Consider the following 14,611-nt stretch of genomic DNA (forward strand, 5'->3'; position numbering starts at 1 on the left):
GAGCGCCCGCCCATGCTACGGGGCGGGGGGCTCCCCCCACCAAGCGGGGCGGCGGGCTACTTGCCGGCGACGAGCGCCATGTCGGCGTCGACCATCATCTCGATCAGCTCGTGGAAGCCGATCTCGGGCTGCCAGCCGAGGGTGCTGCTCGCCCGCTTCGCGTCGCCGACGAGCAGGTCGACCTCGGCGGGGCGGAAGAAGCGCTCGTCGATCTTCACGTGGTCCTCGTAGCTGAGGCCGGCGCGGGCGAAGGCGATCTCGCAGAGCTCGCGCACCGAGTGCGTCTCGCCCGTCGAGACGACGAAGTCCCCCGGCTCGTCGGCCTGCACCATCAGCCACATCGCCCGCACGTAGTCGCCGGCGAAGCCCCAGTCGCGCTTGGACTCGAGGTTGCCGAGGCGCAGCTCGCTCTGCAGGCCGGCCTTGATGCGGGCGACGCCGTGCGTCACCTTGCGGGTCACGAACTCGAGGCCGCGCCGCGGGCTCTCGTGGTTGAAGAGGATCCCCGACGAGGCGTGCAGGTCGTAGCTCTCCCGGTAGTTCACCGTGATCCAGTGGCCGTAGACCTTGGCGACGCCGTAAGGGCTGCGGGGGTGGAAGGGGGTGAACTCGTTCTGCGGGACCTCGCGGACCTTGCCGAACATCTCCGAGGAGGAGGCCTGGTAGAAGCGGATCTCCGGGTCGACGAAGCGGATCGCGTCGAGCACGCGGGTGACCCCGAGCGCCGTCGCCTCCCCGGTGAAGACCGGCTGGGAGAACGAGGTCTGCACGAAGGACTGGGCGGCGAGGTTGTAGACCTCCTGCGGCCGGTGCTCGCGCAACGACTCGATGATCGAGACCTCGTCGAGGAGGTCGCCCGAGGTGAGGGTGATGCGGTCCTGGATGTGGGCGATCCGCTCGAAGTTCACCGTGCTCGAGCGGCGCACCATGCCGACCACCTCGTAGCCCTGCTCGAGCAGGAACTCGGCGAGGTAGGAGCCGTCCTGGCCGGTGACCCCGGTGATCAGCGCGCGCCGTGGCATCAGACTGTTCTAGGCCCTCTCTTGTTTGCTGACAAGGATCGCGCCGACTCAGGCCGGCGCGCGGTCGGGGCGGATGATGAGCAGCGGCAGGTCGCAGTGGTGGACGAGGTGGTCGGCGACCGAGGCGACGAGGAGCGCGGCCACCGGGCCGTGGATCGTGGCGCCGATCGCCACCATCGTCGCCTCGCGCTCGTGTGCCACGGCGAGGATCCCGAGGCCCGGGTCGCCTTCGCGCACGACGAACTCGTAGCTGACGCCGCTCCCCCGGAAGAGCTCCTCGGCGTCGCGCCGCGCCTGCTCGGCCATCTCGTCGATCGTCTCCTCGACGATCGCGATCGCCTCGCCGGCGCTCGGCTCGGCGAGCACGGGGAGGTGGCGCACGAAGACGGCGATGACCTCCCCCCCGGCAGCCCCGACGAGCGGCGCCACGGCGCGCGCCGCGGCGATCGAGGGCTCGGTGCCGTCGATGCCGAGGACCACCCTGGCCAGCAGCCCTGCTCCTACGTGCTCCCTGGCTGTCGTCACCTTTGCCTCCTCTTGGCGCTCGGGCGCCGAGGATAGAGGCTGCCTCCCGCGGCCGCGGGCTGCCCGCCGCGCGCGAGTCCGCGGCGGGGCGGGTGCCGCTGGCGGAGAGCGCCCGGCCGGGCGCGCCCGCCGTCCGAGCCGGAGGGTGGAGGGCCTTACGCGGAGCGCACGTTCGCGGCCTGGAGGCCCTTGTGGCCCTCCTGCACCTCGAACTCGACCTCCTGGCCCTCTTCGAGGGTGCGGTAGCCCTGCATCTGGATCGCAGACTGGTGCACGAAGACGTCGCCGCCGCCACTCTGGGAGATGAAGCCGTAGCCCTTCTCCGCGTTGAACCACTTCACCGTGCCGTTCGCCACCTGGGCGCTCCCCTTCTCTCTGATGCTGTGCACAGCGGAACGGCCTTGGGAGCGGTCGTTTCGCCGGCGGGGAGAATACCAGCCACCTCAAGGGGACCGCAGGGTCCCCGCGGTCGGTTCACCCCGCTTGAGCTGGCCTTCGGTGGATGCGCGTGCCGCCCGGCGTGTCCTCGACGGCGTAGCCGAGCGCCTCGAGCTCGGCGCGCAGGGCGTCGGCCGCGGCGAAGTCGCGCGCGCCGCGGGCCGCGTCGCGGCGGCCGACCAGCGCCTCGGCGGCGGCGGCCTCCCGCTCGTCGACGGCGGCCGTCTCGCCGCTGTCGATCCCGAGCACCGAGAAGAGGCTGCGCACCGCCCCGGCGAGGGCCTCCGCCCCGCCACCGTCACCCTGGTCGGCGAGGGCGTGCGCGCGCCGCAACGCCTCGAAGAGGCCGGCTGTCGCCCGCGGCGAGTCGAGGTCGTCGTCCATCGCTGCGGCGAAGCGGGCCGCTTCCTCCCTCGCGAGCGGGTGCTCGCTCATCGCCGCGCCGGGGAAGCGGCGGGCGAGCGCGTCGACGCGCGCGAGCGCCGCCGAGGCGTCCTGCAGCGTCTCGGCGTTCACCTCGAGGGGAGAGCGGTAGTGGGCGCGCACCGAGAGCATCCGGTAGGCGCGCGGCCCGGTCTGCTCGAGGAGCTCGGCGAGGGTCGTGAAGTTGCCGAGGGACTTCGACATCTTCTCGCCGCTCACCGTCACGAGGCCGTTGTGCATCCAGTGGCGGGTGAAGCGCCGGCCGGCGGCGACCGCCTGCGCGCGCTCGTTCTCGTGGTGCGGGAACATCAGATCCTGGCCCCCACCGTGCAGGTCGAAGTCCTCGCCCAACAGGGCGAGCGACATCACCACGCACTCGGTGTGCCAGCCCGGGCGCCCCTCGCCGAAGGGGGCCGGCCAGCTCGGCTCGTTCGGCTTGGCCGCCTTCCAGAGGACGAAGTCGACCGGCGAGCGCTTCTCCTCGATGACGTCGACGCGCGCCCCGGCGCGCAGCGAGTCGAGGCTCTGATGGGCGAGCAGGCCGTAGCCGGGGATCTTCGAGGCCGCGAGGTAGACGCCGTCCGAGGTCTGGTAGGCGGCGCCCGACGCGAGGAGCTCGGCGATGAGCTCGACCATCTCCGCGACGTAGGCCGTGGCGTGCGGCGTCTCGTGCGGGCGCAGGATGCCGAGTCCGTCCATCGCCGACCACCACTGCGCCTCGCACTCCTCGGCGATCTCCTGCCAGGGGCGCGCCTCGGCGTTGGCGCGGTTGATGATCGTGTCGTCGATGTCGGTGACGTTCGAGACGTGGTGCACGACGAGGCCGCGGTGCTCGAGGTAGCGCCGGAGGAGGTCGTAGGCGAGCGTCATCCGGCCGTGGCCGACGTGCGGCGCGCCGTAGACGGTCGGCCCGCAGACGTACATCGCGAGCTCCCCGGGATCGCGCAGCTGGAGCTCGCCGACGCGGCCCGTCGCCGTGTCATGCAGCGCGAGCACGGGAAGTACCGTACTAGCCACGATGTCGGGCCCCGAGAGCGTCCCCACGCCCCCGCGCGTCCCGGAGAAGCCCTCCCTCGACGGCCTCGAGGAGAAGTGGGGCAAGGCCTGGGAGCGCGACGGCACCTACCTCTTCGACCGCAGCCGGCCGCGCGCCGGGGTTTACTCGATCGACACCCCCCCGCCCACGGTGTCGGGCTCGCTGCACGTCGGCCACGTCTTCTCCTACACCCAGACCGACGTCATCGCCCGCTACCAGCGGATGACCGGGAAGTCGGTCTTCTACCCGATCGGCTGGGACGACAACGGCCTCCCCACCGAGCGGCGGGTGCAGAGCTACTACGGGGTGCGCTGCGAGCCGGCCCTCGCCTACGACTCCGACTTCCGCCCGCCCTCCGAGCCGCCCGAGCACGCCGTCGCGGTCTCGCGGCGCAACTTCGTCGAGCTGTGCGCGCTCCTCACCCACGAGGACGAGACCGTCTTCGAGGAGCTCTTCCGGCGGATCGGCCTCTCGGTCGACTGGTCGCTCAAGTACACGACGATCTCCCCCGCCTCCCAGCGCGTCTCCCAGCGGGCCTTTCTGCGGATGCTCGCCGCCGGCCACGCCTACCGCCAGGAGGCGCCGACGCTGTGGGACGTCGACTTCCGCTCGGCGATCGCCCAGGCCGAGCTCGAGGACCGCGAGGTCGCCGGCGCCTACCACCGCCTCGCGTTCGCGCGCCGCGACGGCGAGGGGAGCATCGAGATCGAGACGACCCGCCCCGAGCTGCTGCCGGCCTGCGTCGCGCTCGTCGCCCACCCTGAGGACCCGCGCTACCGGCCGCTGTTCGGCTCGACGGTGCGCACGCCGCTCTTCGGCGTCGAGGTCCCCGTCGTCGCGCACGAGCTCGCCGACCCCGAGAAGGGCTCGGGGATCGCGATGGTCTGCACCTTCGGCGACCTCACCGACGTCATCTGGTGGCGCGAGCTCGCCCTCACGACGCGCACCGTCGTCGGGCGCGACGGGCGGCTCGAGCCGGTCGAGTTCGGAGCCGAGCCCTTCTGCTCGGTCGACGCCGCAGCCGCCAACGCCGCCTACGGCGAGCTCGCCGGCCGCACCGTGCGCCAGGCGCAGCGGCGGATCGTCGAGCTGCTCGGCGAGGCGGGCGCGCTCGTCGGCGAGCCGCGGCCGATCACCCACCCGGTGAAGTTCTACGAGCGGGGCGAGCGGCCGCTCGAGATCGTCTCCTCCCGGCAGTGGTACGTGCGCACGATGGAGCTGCGCGAGCGGCTGCTCGCAGCGGGCCGCGAGCTGCGCTGGCACCCGGAGTTCATGGGCGGCCGCTACGAGTCCTGGGTGAAGGGGCTGAACGGCGACTGGAACATCTCCCGCCAGCGCTTCTTCGGCGTCCCGTTCCCCGCCTGGTACCCCGTCGGCGAGGACGGCTCGATCGACGACGACCACCCCCTCCTCGCCGACGAGGCCTCGCTCCCGGTCGACCCCTCGGTCGACACCCCCGCCGGCTACCGCCCCGAGCAACGGGGGGCGCCGGGCGGCTTCGTCGGGGACCCCGACGTGATGGACACCTGGGCGACCTCCTCGCTCACCCCGCACATCGCCGGCCGCTGGGGGGACGACGACGACCTCTTCGGCCGCATGTTCCCGATGGACCTGCGCCCGCAGGCGCACGAGATCATCCGCACCTGGCTCTTCTCGAGCGTCGTCCGCTCGCTCATCGAGCACGAGGGGCTCCCCTGGTCGCACGCCGCGATCTCCGGCTGGATCCTCGACCCCGACCACAAGAAGATGTCGAAGTCGAAGGGCAACGTGACGGTCCCGACCGACCTCCTCGACGCGCACGGCACCGACGCCGTCCGCTACTGGGCGGCCTCGGCGCGCTTCGGCGTGGACACGATCTTCGACGAGGGCGAGATGAAGGTCGGCCGCCGCCTCGCGATCAAGATCCTCAACGCCACCAAGTTCGCGCTCTCCCGCGTCTCAGCCGGCCCCCCGCCCGAGCGCCACGAGCCCCTCGACGCGGCGATGCTCAGCGCGCTCGGCGCGCTCGTCAGCGAGGCGAGCGCGGCCTTCGCCGGCTACGAGCCGGCGCGCGCCCTCGAGCTCACCGAGTCCTTCTTCTGGTCCTTCTGCGACGACTACCTGGAGCTCGTGAAGACCCGCGCCTACCGCGACGACGCGGGCGCCGCCTCCGCCGGGGACGCGCTCGGGCGCGGCCTCGACGTGCTCCTCCGGCTGTTCGCGCCCTTCCTCCCCTTCGCGACCGAGGAGGCCTGGTCGTGGTGGCACGAGGGGTCGCTGCACCGCGCCCCCTGGCCGCGGCCCGAGGAGCTCGCGAGCAGTGGGGCGGCCGACCCGGCGCTCCTCTCCGACGTCGCCGCGGTGCTCGGTGAGGTCCGCCGGGCGAAGACCCTCGCCAAGCGCTCGATGCGCGCCCCCGTCGAGCGCGTCGTCGTGCACGGCGAGGCGGCCGTGCTGGCGCGCATCGAGTCGGCACGTGGCGACCTCACTGACGCCGGTGGCATCGTCGCGCTCGAGCTCGTCGAGCGCCCCGGCGAGACGGCCGTCACCGTGGAGCTCGCCGAGGCGGACTGAAAGGCCCCTCAGGCCGAGGCGGCCGCCGCCTCCCGCTCGCGGGTGCGCTCGTGTGCGCTCTTCGGGAGCATCTCGATGCGGTGGCCGTCGGGGTCGAAGATGAACACCGAGTTGCGCCTGGTCCGCTCCGAGGCCTCGATCCCTGCGGCGGTGAGCGCCTCCACGACCTCGTCGAGCTCGTCGGCCTCGACGTTCAGCGCCATGTGGTTCATCTCCTCGCCGCCGTGCGCCTCCTCGGCCTCGAACAGGTCGAGGCCCTGCATCCCGCAGCGCAGGAAGCTGGCCCTGCGGGCGGGACCACCACCACCGCCGCCTCCGGCGTTGCGATCCTCGAAGCCGAGCACGCCCATGTAGAACGCGAGCGAGCGGTCAAGGTCCGCGACGTGCAGCACGACGTGGTTGATCCCCGTCACCTTCACCATCGGATCCGCCATTCGGGTCCCTCCCCTCGGGGCGACTGGCACCCCGCCGCGAGCTTACGGGTGGCGGCTCCCCGGCGCCGGGTAGCTCAGCTCAGACGGTGCGGCCGAGGCGCTCGCTCACCGAGACGATCTCGCCGTTCTCCTCGCCCTGCAGCATCTCGAGCGCGATCCCCGCTGGCACGTCGGGGGTGAGGAGCTGGCCGGCCTCGTAGCGCTCGACGAAACGGTCGATGAAGCCCTTGCCGACCTCGGCGGGGTCCTGGTTGCGGATGTAGGTCTGCATCGCGGTGTCGACGACGCCGGGGCGCAGCAGGTTGGCGGTCACCCCGCTCCCCGCGAGCTCGGTCGCGAGGCCGAGGGTGTGCGCCTCGAGGGCCGCCTTGGAGGCGATGTAGCAGTTGTAGGGGTCGCCCGAGCTCGCCCGACCGACGGCGCCGGTCGAGACGTTGAGGATCCGGCCGAAGCCGCGCGCGAGCATCCCGGACAGCACCGCGACGCTGAGGCGCACCGGCGCGGCGACATTCACCTGCAGGGCGAAGGCGTAGGCGTCGGGGTCCGCCGAGGTCGTCGGGCCGAGCGGCCCGACGACCGCCCCGTTGTTCACCAGCAGGTCGACAGGGCCGAAGGCGTCGACGACGGCCGAGAGGGCGGCGTCGAGCTCTGCGGCCGCGGCGAGGTCGGCCTGGGCGACCACGCCTGCGGCTCCCGCCTCCTCGACGAGCGCGAGCGTCTCCTCGAGCTCGGACTCGGTGCGCGAGAGGAGGCCGACGCTCACCCCCGCGCCGGCGAGCGCCACCGCGATCTCCCGACCGATGCCCCGACCCGCACCGGTGACGAGTGCCACCTTTCCCCGAAGCGCCGTCACGATGACCTCACTCACTCAACTCTCGAGGCGGGGAGCTCCCGCAGCCCCTCTTGATAACCGCGACCGGCCCTCCTCCGCACCTCGCGGCGTCGCGGCCGCGCCGCGCCCCGATGGAGCGCCCGCCCGCGGCGCCGGGCGCACTCAGCTGTCGGCGGCCACCGAGGCGAAGAAGCGGCGCGATCCCTCGAGGACGGCGCGCGCCTGGTCGGCGAGCGCGAGCCCCTCGAGGGCGCGGCAGGGGACCTCGAGGCTCACCGGCAGGCCGTCCGGGAGCGCCTCGACCATCTCCGCGAGCGGCAGCTCGCCATCACCGGGGACGAGGCGGTCGGCCGTCGACTCGGCGCGCAGCGCGTCGAAGGGCGGCGCCTCGGCGCGGGCGTCGGAGAGCTGGAGGATCCCGAGGCGGGCCGCCGGGACCGCGGCGAGCTCGGCGACCGCGCCGCCGGAGCGGAAGAAGTGCAGGCTGTCGAGGAGCAGGACGACGTTCGGCGCGCCGGAGTCCTCGAGGAGGGCGAGCGCCTCGGCGAGCGAGCGCGTCGCCGAGTAGGGCATGAACTCGAAGGCGACGGTGAGGCCGCGCTCGGCGGCGAGGCCGGCCACCGCGGCGAGGTGCGCGGCGGCGCGCCCGCGCTCGGGGTCCCAGGAGACCGACTGCACGAAGCGGGCGCCGACGCCCTCGGCGAAGGCGACGATCGCCGCCGCGTCGTCGAGGGAGAAGTCCTCGTCGAGGACGACGTTCGAGACCTCGAGGACCGGCAGGCCGGCCGCGGTGAGCGCCCGCCGCGCCGCCTCCAGGAACTCCGGCTCGCGCGCGAGCGGCGAGAGGGGCTGGCCGTAGAGGGCGAGCTGGATGCCGGTGAGGTCGTAGCCGGCCTCGCCGGCGGCCGCGATCGCCTCCAGGGGGTGCGGCCGGTGCAGGGTGAGGGGCGCGAGCGAGAACTCCATCGGTAATTTCTCCTTGGTCACCTGCATTGTGCCCCTGCTGGCAGAATCCAACGGTCCAACGGGAGGCCACCATGTCCGTCCTCGAGACCCTGCGCTCGGTGATCTCGCTCCGCCCCGTCGAGCTCGACCCGGTGAAGCGGCGCCTCGCGCGCGCCGCGGGGATCGCCGACCTCCGCCGCCTCGCCCGCCGCAGGCTCCCCGGCGGTGTCTTCGACTACATCGACGGCGCCGCCGAGGACGAGCTGAGCGCGGCCCGCAACGTCGCCGCCTTCTCGGACTGGGAGTTCGCGCCGCGGGTGCTGCGCGACGTCGGCAACCTCGAGATCGCCGGCTCGCTGTTCGCCAAGCCCCTCGCCTTCCCGCTCGTCCTCGCGCCGACCGGCTTCAGCCGCATCGCCGACCCGGCGGGCGAGCTCGCCGTGGCGCGCGCCGCAGAGCGCGCCGGCCTTCCCTACACGCTGTCCACGATGTCGACCCGCTCGATCGAGGAGGTCGCGGCGGTGAGCGGCGGGCGGAAGTGGTTCCAGGTCTACGCCTGGCGGGACCGCGGCCTCGTGAAGGAGCTGCTCGCCCGCGCCGACGCGGCGGGCTACGAGGCGGTGATGCTCACCGTCGACACCCCCGTCCTCGGACGCCGCGAGCGCGACCTTCGCCGCGGCTTCACGCTGCCGCCGAAAATCGGCCTCGACACCCTCCTCGACGGTGCGCTGCACCCCGCGTGGACCCTCGACCTGCTGCGCTCCGAGCCGATCACCTTCGCGAACGTGCGCGGCGCGGCGGTCGGCGACGGCACGAGCGCCGTCCACCTCGCCGACTACATCAACAGCCAGTTCGACCCCGCGCTCTCCTGGCGGGACGTCGAGTGGCTGCGCGGCGAGTGGCGGGGGCCGGTGATGCTGAAGGGCGTCCAGGGCGTCGCCGACGCCCGTGAGGCGCGCGCCGCGGGGGTGGACGCGATCGCCCTGTCGAACCACGGCGGCCGCCAGCTCGACGGCTCGCCGGCGATCCTCTCGCTCGTCGCGCCGGTCGCCGAGGCGCTCGGCGGCGAGCTGCCGCTCCTCCTCGACGGCGGGGTGCGCCGCGGCAGCGACATCGTGAAGGCCCTCTGCCTCGGCGCGAGCGCCTGCATGGCCGGCCGCGCCTACCTCTACGGCCTCGGCGCCGGCGGCGAGCGCGGCGTCGATCGGGCGCTCGCGCTGCTCCGCGAGCAGTTCACCCGCACGCTCGCCCTCCTCGGCTGCCCCTCGGTCGGCGAGCTCGGCCCGGAGTACCTGAGGAAGCGCTGAGTGCCGCGGGGTGCCCCTCCCCCGCCCGGCGCACGGCGCGGCGGCGGAGGAGCTCGGCGAGCACGACGACCGCGCCCACGAGGGGCAGCGAGCCGAGGTCGAAGCGGAAGCGGTTGTTCTCGCCGTACTCGACGAGGCTCGTGAGCACGAAGGCGTAGGCGATCGTCACCCAGATGAGGAACAGCGCCCACCGCCGGGCGCGCTCGCGGCTGCGCCAGGCGAGGAGCGGCAGGCCGAGCAGCGAGAGGCCATCGGCGAGGAGCGCCCCGTAGGAGAGCTGCCCGGCCCCCGGCGTCGGCGGCGTGTAGCCGGTGCCGTTCCAGCGCGTCGGCTGCAGCAGGAGGTAGCGGTCGACGAAGTCGACGTAGGGGGCGATGCGCGACTCGTTCGGGTCGAGGAAGACGTACTCCTCGCTCGGCACCAGCCACAGACGCACGCCGCGGGTGATGCTCGCCAGGTAGTCGAGGGGATGGCCGGCGATGAAGGTGAGATCGGCGCGCAGATAGACAGAGGAGATCGGGACGATCGCCGCGTTGTTGAGGTTCGGCCCGACGCGGTCGCGCTTCAGCACCTCGCGCAGCACCGGCGCCCGGCGGGTCGTCGGGGCGACGAACTGCGGCTCGTAGACGCTCACCGGCTGGAAGGGCGGCTGCAATGCGATCGGCGAGAGCTTGTGCTCGCTCACCAGGCTCGAGACGAGGCCGGGGGGCGCCGTGAGAAGGGCCGTCTTCGAGAGGTTCATCCCGAGCATCGAGCTCGTCGAGTCCGAGCCGAAGACGACGGCGTCCTTCACATAGAGCGCCCCGACGACAAGGAGCGGCGAGAGCGCGAGGGCGACGAGGCGCGGCGAGCGGCGGAGCTTCACCGCGAGCGGGGCGAGCAGCACCACGAGCCAGGGCCACTGGAAGGTGCTGTTGAGGAGCACCACGCCCGAGGCCGCCGCCGCGCAGCCGAGGGCGGGGCGGAGGCCCCCGCGGCCGAGCGCGCGCACCCCGCAGTAGCAGGCGAGCGACAGCAGCGCCGCCGTCGGGAAGGTGTAGAACTCCCAGCTCTCATACAGCAGGGTGCTCGGCGCGAGCGCCACCGCGGCGGCGAGGGCCGCGCTCGGCGCGACCGGCACCTCGAGCTCGACGAGCAGGAGGTAGGTCGAGCAGACGAGGACGAGGCCGAGCAGCAGGTTGACGGCGAGCATCGCGAACTCCGCGCCGCCCGAGCCGACTGCGATGTAGCCGCCGACGAGGAGGTTGTAGAGGGGCGGCTGCACGTGCAGGTCGAACAGGCTCTGCCAGAGGTGGTGCTGCAGGTAGAAGCGGTCGAGCACCTGCCAGGGGCCGGTGAGCGCGTAGAGCGAACGGTTCGGCCGCACGCCGAGGGCGAAGAAGAGCGCGCTCGCCGCCGTCTCGACGGCGGCGACGACCCACAACCCCCGCCGACGCGTGAGGCTGCCGAGGGCCCGTCCGGCGCTGCCGGGGAGGGCGGGGGCGGTCGGAGCGGTGGTCAGGTGTCGAGCAGCTCTTCGGGGAAGAGCGCCTCGGGTGCCGGCGCCTCGCCGATGACGCCCTGCTCGTGGCAGAAGCCGATGAGGTCGGCGAGCAGCTGGCGGTTGGCGGCGAAGCCGTAGGGATAGGGGTCGTCGCCGAAGTCGGCGGCGGTGCGCGCCAGGTACTCGGCGTCGAAGAAGAGCGCATCCGGGAGGTGCTGCTCGGCGTCGGCGAGCGCCTTGGAGGCGACGAGCGCCCGCCAGAGGGCCGAGACGGCCGCGGGGTGCTCGCGGGCGACGTCGGCGCGCAGCGCGTAGCAGTGGTTGGAGGGGATGTAGCCGTGGGCGGCGAAGAAGCGCCGGCACTCCCCCGCCTTGTCGTCGAAGACCGGGCGGTAGGCGACCTCGCGGCCGGCGCTCGCCATGCGGTTGCGCTCGACGACGGTGAGCGCCCGCGGCGCACCGGCCGGCGCGACGTCGGCCTGGTGGGTCTCGAGCATCGTGCGCAGCGTCTCGCCGGCCGGCATGTGCTCGACGCGCACCCCCTCGGGTGGGGTGAAGCCCACCGCGCTCGCGTAGCTCACCTCGTCGCTGCGCTCGACGATCCAGGTCACCGAGGAGGCCTTCACCCCGAAGTCGTGCTCGAGGATCCCCCGCGTCCAGACCATCGAGGCCTGCGCGAACTCGACCACCGCGAAGCGCTTCCCGGCGATGTCCGCGGGGGCGTCGATCCCCGAGTCGGGGTGGGCCGAGAGCTCGACCTGGGGGAAGCGGCGCGCCGGGAAGGCGGGGAGGGCGACCATCTCGATCCCGTGCTCGCGGGCGACGAGGAGGGCGGGGAGGGCCATCTCGGCGACGTCGAAGCCGCCGTAGTGCAGCTGGCGCCAGAAGATCTCCGACGGCGAGCAGACGCTCGCCAACAGCTCGAAGCCCTCCGCCTCGACCCGCCCGTCGAGGATCGGCCCGACGAGCTCGGAGGCGCTCGTCGCGAAGGAGAGGGCGGGCACGGTGGTCATTCTTGCGCGCCGCGGCGCCGCCGGCCCGGGGCGCGGCGCCGCTCAGGAGAAGACGACCGTGCGCAGCCCGTTGCGCATCACGCGGTGCGAGAGGTGCCAGCCGACGGCGCGGGCGAGCGCCCGGCACTCGAGGTCCTCGCCGAGGCGCGCGAGGCGGGCCGGCGAGAGGCGGTGGTCGACGCGCGCTACCTCCTGCTCGATGATCGGCCCCTCGTCGAGCTCGCTCGTCACGTGGTGCGCGGTGGCGCCGATCAGCTTCACCCCCGCTCGTAGGCCTGGTGGTAGGGGCGGGCGCCCTTGAAGGAGGAGAGGAAGGAGTGGTGGATGTTGATCGCTCGCCCCTGCAGGCCCTCGACCATCTGCGGCGAGAGGATCTGCATGTAGCGGGCGAGAACGACGACGACCAAGACCCCGAGGGCGCCCGCGAGCCCGAGGGCCTCGCCCTCCTGCTCGGCGCGGTTGGCGGCGCTCACCGGGAGGTGGTGGAAGGGGACCCCGTGGGCGCCGACGAGCGCCGCGAAGTCCGGGTGGTTGGAGACCACGGCGGCGACCTCGCAGTTGAGCGCCCCCGGTTGAGGAGCGGTAGAGCAGGTCGTTCAGGCAGTGGCCGAGCCGCGAGACGAGGACGAGCACCCTCGGCACCTCGTCGCGGTCGCAGCTCGAGGGTCATCTCGAAGCCCGCGGCGAGCGCCGCGAGCTCCCCGGGGCGAGCGCCTCGGGGCCGCGCTCGGCGGGCCCGGGGCCTCGACGCGCATGAAGCGGCCGCTCGAGGGATCGGCGAACTGCTGCGCGTCGTCGATGCTCCACCCGTGCGCGGCGAGCGCGCCCGCGACGGCGCGCACGATCCCGGTCCTGTCCGGGCAGGTGAGCGTGATGACGAGGCCGCCCGAGACGCCACGGGCTTGGCTCATCGCCGCCGGAAGGGCCTCCGGCCCAGTTCAGTACCGGTAGTGGTCGGGCTTGAAGGGGCCTTCGACGGCGACGCCGATGTACTCGGCCTGGTTCGGGGTGAGCTCGGTGAGGTGCACGCCGAGCGCGTCGAGGTGCAGGCGGGCGACCTTCTCGTCGAGGTGCTTGGGGAGGACGTAGACCTTCTTCTCGTAGTTCTCGGGCGACGCGAAGAGCTCCATCTGGGCCATCGTCTGGTTGGTGAAGGAGTTCGACATCACAAACCTCGGGTGGCCCGTGGCGTTGCCGAGGTTGAGGAGGCGCCCCTCGGACAGGATGATCACCGCGTGGCCGTCGGCGAAGCGCCACTCGTCGACCTGCGGCTTCACCGGCTCGCGGACGATCCCCGGGATCATCGCCAGCCCCGCCATGTCGATCTCGTTGTCGAAGTGGCCGATGTTGCCGACGATCGCCTGGTGCTTCATCTTCTCCATCTGCGCGGCGCTGATCACGTCCTTGTTGCCGGTCGCCGTGACGAAGATGTCGGCCGTGCCGACGACCTCGTCGAGGGTCCGTACCTCGAAGCCCTCCATCGCCGCCTGCAGCGCGCAGATCGGGTCGATCTCGGTGATGATCACGCGCGCCCCCTGGCCGCGCAGTGACTCCGCGCAGCCCTTGCCGACGTCGCCGTAGCCGCAGACGACAGCGACCTTGCCGCCGATGAGGACGTCGGTGCCGCGGTTGATGCCGTCGATGAGGGAGTGGCGGCAGCCGTACTTGTTGTCGAACTTCGACTTGGTGACGGCGTCGTTGACGTTGATCGCCGGGAACAGCAGGGTGCCGTCGCGCTCCATCTGCACGAGGCGGTGCACGCCCGTGGTCGTCTCCTCGGAGACGCCGACGATCGCGGCGGCCATCTCGGTGAAGCGCTTCGGGTCCTCCTTCAGCGACTTGCGCAGCGCCTCGAGGAGGAAGACCACCTCTTCTGAGTCCTCGGCGGTGGTGGCGCGCACCGCGCCCTTGTGCTCGTAGGCGAAGCCCTCGTGGACGACGAGGGTCGCGTCGCCGCCGTCGTCGAGGAGCAGGTTCGGCCCCTTCTGCGCGTCGGGCCAGACAACCGCCTGGAAGAGGCACTCCCAGTACTCCTCGAGGGTCTCGCCCTTCCAGGCGAAGACCGGCACGCCCTTCGGGCTCTCCGGCGTCCCCTCCGGCCCGACGACGACCGCCGCCGCGGCGTGGTCCTGGGTGGAGAAGATGTTGCAGGAGGCCCAGCGCACCTCCGCACCGAGCGCGACGAGGGTCTCGATGAGCACCGCCGTCTGGATCGTCATGTGCAGCGAGCCGGTGATGCGCGCCCCGGCGAGCGGCCGGCGGCCGCCGAACTCCCTGCGCAGCGCCATCAGCCCGGGCATCTCGTGCTCGGCGAGCTCGATCTCCTTGCGGCCGAAGGCGGCGAGGGAGAGGTCGGCGACCTTGTAGTCCGTCGCGACGAGGGTGGGGGCGTCAGGGCTCACGGGTGCTCCTTGTTGGGGGTCGGTGGCCGGCGGGGCCGGCGGTGCTCAGTGGGAGAGCGCGCTCCGCAGCGCCTCGGCACGGTCGACGCGCTCCCAGGGGAGGTCGAGGTCGACGCGCCCGAAGTGGCCGTAGCTCGCGGTCGGCTGGTAGATCGGCCGGCGGAGGTCGAGGTCGCGGATGATCGCCGCGGGGCGGAG

14 protein-coding genes and 1 pseudogene are annotated in these 14,611 nt (G+C 72.8%); 2 read left to right on the top strand and 13 right to left on the bottom strand.

Annotation, left to right across the window (positions count from 1 at the left end):
* Positions 1 to 56: 56 nt before the first annotated feature.
* The 4 genes from gmd to cysS form a co-directional block, all read right to left on the bottom strand.
* Positions 57 to 1,022, bottom strand: a complete 966-nt coding sequence (gmd, locus tag VNF07_11875; protein ID HVB06934.1) for a GDP-mannose 4,6-dehydratase — start codon at positions 1,020 to 1,022, stop codon at positions 57 to 59.
* Positions 1,023 to 1,070: 48 nt separating this feature from the next.
* Positions 1,071 to 1,547, bottom strand: coding sequence for a universal stress protein (locus VNF07_11880; protein HVB06935.1), 477 nt, complete (start codon positions 1,545 to 1,547; stop codon positions 1,071 to 1,073).
* A 155-nt stretch (positions 1,548 to 1,702) separates the two neighbouring features.
* Positions 1,703 to 1,903: a cold shock domain-containing protein gene (locus VNF07_11885; GenBank protein ID HVB06936.1), complete on the bottom strand. Its 201-nt coding sequence runs from the start codon at positions 1,901 to 1,903 to the stop codon at positions 1,703 to 1,705.
* 118 nt (positions 1,904 to 2,021) lie between these two features.
* A complete protein-coding gene (gene cysS / locus VNF07_11890) occupies positions 2,022 to 3,404 on the bottom strand; it encodes a cysteine--tRNA ligase (protein HVB06937.1) in 1,383 nt (460 codons plus the stop codon).
* 22 nt (positions 3,405 to 3,426) lie between these two features.
* Between cysS and valS the strand changes: the two genes are divergently transcribed.
* Positions 3,427 to 5,997: a valine--tRNA ligase gene (gene valS, locus VNF07_11895; GenBank protein HVB06938.1), complete on the top strand. Its 2,571-nt coding sequence runs from the start codon at positions 3,427 to 3,429 to the stop codon at positions 5,995 to 5,997.
* A gap of 8 nt (positions 5,998 to 6,005) precedes the next feature.
* Here valS and VNF07_11900 read toward each other — a convergent pair whose 3' ends face one another.
* The 3 genes from VNF07_11900 to VNF07_11910 all read right to left on the bottom strand — a co-directional run bounded on the left by VNF07_11900 (position 6,006) and on the right by VNF07_11910 (position 8,229).
* Positions 6,006 to 6,431, bottom strand: coding sequence for a VOC family protein (locus tag VNF07_11900; GenBank protein ID HVB06939.1), 426 nt, complete (start codon positions 6,429 to 6,431; stop codon positions 6,006 to 6,008).
* Positions 6,432 to 6,510: 79 nt separating this feature from the next.
* Entirely contained in the window at positions 6,511 to 7,299 is a 789-nt protein-coding gene (locus VNF07_11905; protein ID HVB06940.1) for an SDR family oxidoreductase, read from the bottom strand.
* A 126-nt stretch (positions 7,300 to 7,425) separates the two neighbouring features.
* A complete protein-coding gene (locus tag VNF07_11910; GenBank protein HVB06941.1) occupies positions 7,426 to 8,229 on the bottom strand; it encodes a TIM barrel protein in 804 nt (267 codons plus the stop codon).
* Positions 8,230 to 8,300: 71 nt separating this feature from the next.
* Here VNF07_11910 and VNF07_11915 point away from each other — a divergent pair, with 71 nt between their 5' ends.
* Positions 8,301 to 9,515 (top strand): alpha-hydroxy acid oxidase, encoded by a 1,215-nt coding sequence (locus VNF07_11915; protein HVB06942.1) that lies wholly within the window; start codon positions 8,301 to 8,303, stop codon positions 9,513 to 9,515.
* Here the strand turns inward: VNF07_11915 and VNF07_11920 are convergent.
* The 6 genes and pseudogenes from VNF07_11920 to VNF07_11945 form a co-directional block, all read right to left on the bottom strand.
* Positions 9,442 to 10,938 carry a hypothetical protein gene (locus VNF07_11920; GenBank protein HVB06943.1) on the bottom strand — a complete coding sequence of 499 codons (1,497 nt, stop codon included), beginning with the start codon at positions 10,936 to 10,938 and terminating at the stop codon, positions 9,442 to 9,444. The two genes, VNF07_11915 and VNF07_11920, sit on opposite strands and share 74 nt — an antisense overlap.
* A gap of 74 nt (positions 10,939 to 11,012) precedes the next feature.
* A complete protein-coding gene (locus tag VNF07_11925; GenBank protein ID HVB06944.1) occupies positions 11,013 to 12,011 on the bottom strand; it encodes an ABC transporter substrate-binding protein in 999 nt (332 codons plus the stop codon).
* A 42-nt stretch (positions 12,012 to 12,053) separates the two neighbouring features.
* Positions 12,054 to 12,278, bottom strand: a pseudogene (locus VNF07_11930) (formyltransferase family protein).
* Positions 12,269 to 12,553, bottom strand: a complete 285-nt coding sequence (locus VNF07_11935; GenBank protein ID HVB06945.1) for a formyltransferase family protein — start codon at positions 12,551 to 12,553, stop codon at positions 12,269 to 12,271. The pseudogene VNF07_11930 and the gene VNF07_11935 overlap by 10 nt, the downstream one beginning before the upstream one ends.
* Positions 12,554 to 12,949: 396 nt before the next feature.
* On the bottom strand, positions 12,950 to 14,413 hold the full coding sequence (gene ahcY, locus VNF07_11940) for an adenosylhomocysteinase (GenBank protein HVB06946.1): 1,464 nt from the start codon (positions 14,411 to 14,413) through the stop codon (positions 12,950 to 12,952).
* 45 nt (positions 14,414 to 14,458) lie between these two features.
* Positions 14,459 to 14,611: methionine adenosyltransferase domain-containing protein (locus VNF07_11945; GenBank protein ID HVB06947.1), on the bottom strand; the 153-nt coding region annotated here is incomplete at its 5' end.

The organism is Acidimicrobiales bacterium (genome assembly GCA_035533595.1).
Taxonomy (GTDB): domain Bacteria; phylum Actinomycetota; class Acidimicrobiia; order Acidimicrobiales; family Bog-793; genus DATLTN01.